The sequence below is a fragment of the Bacillus sp. GMs2/2 genome, assembly GCF_050172095.1.
Lineage (GTDB): Bacteria > Bacillota > Bacilli > Bacillales > Bacillaceae_G > Bacillus_A > Bacillus_A cereus.
On sequence record NZ_JBNLYE010000024.1, the window covers coordinates 26,755 to 33,061 of the forward strand.

The following is a 6,307-nucleotide window of genomic DNA, read 5'->3' on the forward strand; positions in this document are numbered from 1 at the left end:
GAGTGTGAAGTATGCCTCGTAAAAAGAAAAGTGACATAGAAAAAGAACAAGCTTCTTCTATGGTGAAGGATTGGGAAAAAGATAATGGTGGTCTAGATGATAATCAGCGTGCTACGCTTCAACGCATGATTGAACTCAATTCAAATACAGCTCAGCAAGATGTTCGTCGTGTGGATTATTATAGTGGGAATCAAGATAAATATGAAAGAAGTACGCAACCCATTCAAGTTCGGAATGAAAATACAGGTAGTCTTGTAAAAAAGAAAAAAGAAATCTTCGCATTGAGAAATGGTGAGGAAGATGAACCAGTAGAGAATGTGTATCAAAATCTTGAATTTGATAAGAACAATGAGGATCATAGAAAACCACCAGAGAGAAATCCATTTTTAGATCAAATAAAAGCAGCTAACAGTATTTCACAATCCATATCCACAGACTGGATGAAACAACAAGAAGAAGCTAGTCGTACCAATCGTATGATGGGTACGATTGATCGTATCGCGAAACAGTCACCTCCTCAGGAAGGGGGTTTTTTTGGTGACTTGAAATTTGCCGCGCAAAAGTTTGGTGAAATGATTAAACCACCAGAAGGGAAAACTCGTCAGCAAGTTTGGGATGAGTACATGAAAGATGGCGGGAAAAGTGAAGCCACAAAAGAGGTAAATCGCTTTGCTACTCGTACACTGGATTCCACTTTACTCAATGCACCAAGTGCTACAATGAAAAAAGTAAGAGGGCAAGATGCAGTTGATTGGCAAGATCACCGTGAGGGTGTAGGAGAAAACATCGCTGATTTTGCTTCTATGGGACTTGGATATGTGCTACCTGGTGCAGGAGCGGTGAAGGTAGCTGGTAAGCTAGGGCTTGCCGCGAAGGTGGGAGAAAATACATCTAAACTCGGTAAAATAGGGCAATACGCAAAAGAGGGAGCTGCAACAGGTGCCCTTATTGCAGGCGCAGAAACACCAGCAAAAGCATATGTGAATCCTGACCAAACGATAGAAGATCATTTGAAACGAATTGGCGTAGAGACCGCAGCGGGGGCGGCTATTACCCCTCTTGCCTATGGAATTGGTAATGTGATTAAAAGCTTACGTAAGACGAAGGGTGATACTTCTAACATAGCTGATGATGTCATTCAGCAGGAAAGACAACAAAGGGAATTAGTCAATCAAGCTGTGGAAGAACAAGTATTACAAAATACGCGTACCAAAAACGAATCGGAATCTTTACCGATTCAATCTGAATTAGAAAGCAATACTTTTTTTAAAGAATATAACGATGCAGTAAATGAGCAATATAAATATTTGAAAAATTCATCTGGAAAAGGTGTAGAACCAGGTGGGATTATTCGGGATGAATTAGGAGATGTTGTTAATCGGTATGGACGTATTTCAAATAATCCATCTTGGTATCAAGAATTTTATAAAACAAATGGAAGGAAACCAAATAACACGGAACTTCGTGAATTGGCAGAAAGTCATGTTCGCAATGGATATCAAGAAAACGGGGTTGATATTCCTTCTTGGAGTCCATCGTCTGTTAAAAAGATTGACGAGCAAATTGGACAGGCAACGGCATTAATTAAACAAAATCCTTCCGACCAAGAAGCGTTACAACCAGTAATTGATGCACTCAAGCAGGAACGAGAAATCGGATTACAAAAGTTTTATACAGAACTAAATGGTAAGAAAGCTTCTTCAAATGGAGAACTTCCTGATGACGTACAAGCGATGCGCAATGCACCACCGGTCATTCAATCCGCTATGGCGCCAGATGGGCGGACCATTACGCAGAAAAAGTTAATGGATAGTTTCCGTGATAATGTGGATATCACACTTCGTACGGGGCGCATGGGAGTGGGAGACGATGCGGTTTCGGGTATTTATAAAAATGGTCCCGAAGTCATTCGTACACGTGATTATGGGGACTTAGAAACGTTAGCGCATGAAACAGGTCATCATTTGGATAAGAAATTTGGATTGAATGACCCAAAATTTGATGACGAATTAATGAAACTTGGTTCCCATACATCCGGTCAAAATTATACACCTGAACAAATTCGTCAAGAAGGTATGGCGGAATTTATGCGTCGTTATTTACTCAACCCAGCCATGGCAGAACAAGAGGCACCTGCATTTATGAAGCATTTTCAAAATACCATTCCGGAAGATGTACAAAAGGGATTGAAAAAAGTACAAGAAGATGCGCAAATTTGGGCGAATCAAGGGGATGAAGCGCGTTTCCGCGGAAAAATTAATGTAAATGAAAAACCTAAGAGTCTTGAGCGTGTGAAGCAAGTGCTGCAAAAACTACCAAATTCGAAAGAAGAGTTATATACAGATGTAATAGATAGATTGTATCCAATTTCTAAAGCAGAGAAAGAGATACTTGGTGGAGAATTGGCGGATGCTTCTGTTTCTCCTTATAAAAAAGCAAGGCTTGCAGCGGGAACGCCTAAAAAGGCGCAAATGAAGGTAGAAGAGTTCCGTAATATCTTTGGAGATTCAAAGGTTGATATGGCAGATATACGTGATTATGTGACCGCTACGCATGCAAGAGACTTAGAAAAACAAGGCATTAAAACTGGGTTTACTCCGGACGAGATAGAGAAAACAATTGCGAAGTTTGATAATCCTGAAATACAAGCGGCACACCAAAAGATTAAAGCCTACAATGATTCCTTGTTAGATATGTTGGTTGAAGGAAATATGTTATCTAAGGATGCTGTTACTGCCATGCGTGAAAAGCATCCAAACTACATGCCATTTAACCGTTATTTTGATGAAGAGGGCGTGGGTGAAGGCTTCGGTGGTGGAAAAGGCTTTGTAGATTTGACCAATCCTGTTAAGCGTATAGAGGGATCGAGTCGAAATGTCATTGATCCATTTGAAAGCATTGTGAAAAATACCTTCAAGTCTATGCAAGCAATAGAACGGAATAAAGTTGGACTAGCTCTAGCAGATTTAGCGGAAAATGAAGGCGCAGGGAAATGGATTGAAAAGCTTGCAGGTGATGGAAAAGAGTCGGTAGCGAAAGAGAACATTGTAACTGTTTTTCAAAATGGGGAAAAACAACAATATCAATTAGCGCCTGAATTATATCGTGCCGTGAAAGCAATGGACAAGGAAGTTACAAATAAATTTATATTGGCGGCATCGAAACCGAGTGATTGGCTACGTGCCGGGGCAACCTTAACTCCTGAATTTGCCTTGAGAAATCCGATTCGTGACCAGTTTGCAGCTTATGTGGTAAGTGATACAGGGTACAATCCGTTTGACTTTGTAAAGGGACTTAAAGAAGTTGGGAAGAAAAAGTTCGGGAAAGGTTCAGAGGTGTATGATGACTGGGTAAATCAGGGCGGTGCATATGGTGGATATTTATCTGCCGATCGTGACTTGTTGAAAGAACAGTTATCAGGATTAGAAAAACAAGAATCTGGACTTCCAAAAGCGATAAAGGCTATTACAGCTCCTGTTAATCCTAAAAATTGGCTGAAAGTACTACAGAATATCTCCGAAGTATCGGAAGAAGCAACAAAAGTTGGAGCTTATCATAAAGGATTGAAAAAGGGATTAACGCCAGAAGAATCAGCTTATCAGGCACGTGATTTAATGGATTTCAACCGTATGGGGAATTCCATGCAATCTGCCAATCGAATATTTACGTTCTTAAATGCAAACGTACAAGGAAAAGACAAATTAATTCGTGCGATGAAGGAACATCCAGTTCGAACAAGTGCCCGTATTGCAGGTTCAACCCTACCACCAAGTGCACTAGCCATCGCAAGTTATGCAAGTGCAAATGATAAACAAAAAGAAATGATGGATAATATGCCGCAACAAGAGAAGGACACGTATTGGTCATATGCCATTCCTGGTACTGATAAAGTGGGACGGATTCCTAAGCCTTTCGATATTTCATTACTAGCTAATACAGTAGAAAGAGCAAATAAATATAGAGAGGGAGATCAGTATGCGTTTGATGGATTTGATAAGACTGTAAATGATGCGGTGAAAGTACCTTGGATACCGACTACGTTACAACCAATTGTCGAGAATATGGCAAACTATAGCTTTTTTAGAGATGGTCCAATTGTTCCAAAGCGTGATGAGAAAAATTCACCGAAAGAGCAATACGGTCCGAATACGAGCCTAACAGCTCGTGAAATGGCAAGTGCATTAGATAAGATAGGAATTGAAGCTTCTCCATACAAAATTGATAATCTATATAAAGGGTACACGGCTGGATTAGGTCAATTTCCATTGAAAGGATTAGATAGTGCTATTTCTTTAATATCTAATAAAGATGTGCCTACGCCAATTGCACAAGAATGGAATGAATCGACACCGGGTGCGAAAGCGTTCTTTGTAAATGGACAAGGTGGTGGGCAAGTCATGGAAGATTACTATAACATCATGGATGAACAACAAGCGATTCAAGCGGATAGTAAAAAGAATGAAGAAGATGCATCGAATGCCGAAGAAATGAAAGCATTTAATAGAATTGATAGAGAAATGGCTAAATTACGTAAAGAATATTATGTTGTAAAATCGAATACCGAGATGAATCCAGAAGTAAAACGAAGTGAATTAGATCGTTTGGATGAAGAAATGCGTACACTTGCACGAGAAGGAATTACAGTCTTTAGACCTGATTATAAATAAGGGTTCTACATACTCTGTTTGAATAAGAACATCTTGTCCATTTTTAGAATAATATATCTAGATGCTTCGTATTTAATTAGAACAAGGGATGTGGAAACATGGAAGACATCAAGAAAAAAATAGAGGAGTTGACTTTGGAGCAAAAAGAAATCATGCGAGAAATAAGAAATTTAGAGATGCGTACAACGATAAATGAAAAAGATATTTCTACAGTTAATAAGCAATTAGAAAAAATCAGTTTAAATACAACTTGGATTTTACGAATTGTTATCGGGGCGGTTGTAACAGGGGTTTTAGGTCTAGTAGTTAAAGGGATAATGTAAAAATCGTATCCAAAAGAGCTCCTAAAAGGGCTCTTTTTTCTATTGCCAATAAAGGGGATGAGAACAATGGAGGAGCAAATTTTTAATTCTATGATTCAACAAGGGGCATTCGCAGCGTTATTCGTGTGGATGCTTTTTACGACGCAAAAAAAGAATGAACAGCGTGAAGAACAATATCAGAAAGTCATTGAAAAGAATCAGGACGTTATCACAAAACAAGCAGAAGCTTTTGGGGATTTATCAAAAGATGTTTCTGAAATTAAACAAAAAATCTTAGGAAGCGGAGATGTTCAATAATGGAAATCCGAAAAAAATTAGTTGACCCAAGTAAATATGGTACGAAGTGTCCGTATACAATGAATGCGGAGTTTATTACAGTTCATAATACGTATAATGATGCTTCAGCGGAAAACGAAATCGCTTATATGATTCGAAATAATAATGAAGTATCCTTCCATATTGCGGTAGATGATAAAGAAGCTGTACAAGGAATTCCTTTGGAGCGTAACGCTTGGCATTGTGGTGATGGTGGAGGTAACGGAAATCGTAAATCTATCGGGGTTGAAATTTGCTACTCTTTAAGTGGTGGAGATCGATATTATAAGGCGGAAAATAATGCGGCTATCGTTGTAGCTCAACTCATGAAACAGTTCAATATTCCAATTAGTAAAGTTCGTACACACCAATCCTGGAGCGGTAAGTATTGTCCACATCGTATGTTGGATGAAGGGCGATGGAATTCCTTTATAGAAAGGGTGCAAAACGCATATAACGGTGGCGGCAATACAGCACCATCCACACAACCGTCAAACAATGGTGTAGGTGTTGTTACCATAACAGCAGATGTATTACGCGTTCGTACGGGACCAGGAACAAATTATGACATTGTGAAAAAGGTCTACCGAGGTGAACGCTATCAATCTTGGGGCATTCAAAATGGCTGGTACAACGTTGGAGGGGATCAATGGGTATCGGGGGAGTATGTGCGGTTTGAGGGGTAGAGAGTCACACGGTTTAATAGGCGTGCATACTATGTAATTACCAAAGGTTTTTATATATGCGTACAATAGGGCAGACAAACAGCATTCCCCTGGCGAGGGAGGAATGCTGTTTTAACATTATAAAGATATACATCTCTTATTTGGTTTGCAATAGTATTATATATAACCGTAAGAATTAATATGAACTGTAAAAAATAATGACTATGTGTAGATGGAGTAAGGAGGGGAACCAAAAGAGGCCCCTCTTGTCTATATAAGGAGACCTCTTCTAGGGATGTCAGTTATTTGTAAAGCTTATTATATGATATGCAATAGT

The 6,307-nt window shown here is 39.2% G+C and carries 4 protein-coding genes; all 4 read left to right on the top strand.

Features of this window, described 5'->3' with window-relative positions; translation table 11 throughout:
* Positions 1–11: 11 nt before the first annotated feature.
* The 4 genes from ACQGS6_RS06400 (at position 12) to ACQGS6_RS06415 (ending at position 5,991) form a co-directional block, all read left to right on the top strand.
* Positions 12–4,667, top strand: coding sequence for an LPD38 domain-containing protein (locus ACQGS6_RS06400; protein ID WP_014895334.1), 4,656 nt, complete (start codon positions 12–14; stop codon positions 4,665–4,667).
* 98 nt (positions 4,668–4,765) lie between these two features.
* Positions 4,766–4,990, top strand: a complete 225-nt coding sequence (locus tag ACQGS6_RS06405; protein ID WP_000389432.1) for a hemolysin XhlA family protein — start codon at positions 4,766–4,768, stop codon at positions 4,988–4,990.
* A gap of 66 nt (positions 4,991–5,056) precedes the next feature.
* The gene (locus ACQGS6_RS06410) at positions 5,057–5,287 is read left to right on the top strand and encodes a BhlA/UviB family holin-like peptide (protein WP_000392441.1); all 231 of its coding nucleotides are present in this window, start codon (positions 5,057–5,059) and stop codon (positions 5,285–5,287) included.
* Positions 5,287–5,991, top strand: coding sequence for an N-acetylmuramoyl-L-alanine amidase (locus ACQGS6_RS06415; RefSeq protein ID WP_000405774.1), 705 nt, complete (start codon positions 5,287–5,289; stop codon positions 5,989–5,991). The genes ACQGS6_RS06410 and ACQGS6_RS06415 overlap by 1 nt, the downstream gene beginning before the upstream one ends.
* Positions 5,992–6,307 lie beyond the last annotated feature (316 nt).

Excerpts from the sequence above, each read along its gene's own strand:
- ACQGS6_RS06405 (WP_000389432.1), top strand. The coding sequence starts at position 4,766 with ATGGAAGACATCAAGAAAAAAATAGAGGAGTTGACTTTGGAGCAAAAA.
- ACQGS6_RS06410 (WP_000392441.1), top strand. The coding sequence starts at position 5,057 with ATGGAGGAGCAAATTTTTAATTCTATGATTCAACAAGGGGCATTCGCA.
- ACQGS6_RS06415 (WP_000405774.1), top strand. The coding sequence starts at position 5,287 with ATGGAAATCCGAAAAAAATTAGTTGACCCAAGTAAATATGGTACGAAG.
- ACQGS6_RS06400 (WP_014895334.1), top strand. The coding sequence starts at position 12 with ATGCCTCGTAAAAAGAAAAGTGACATAGAAAAAGAACAAGCTTCTTCT.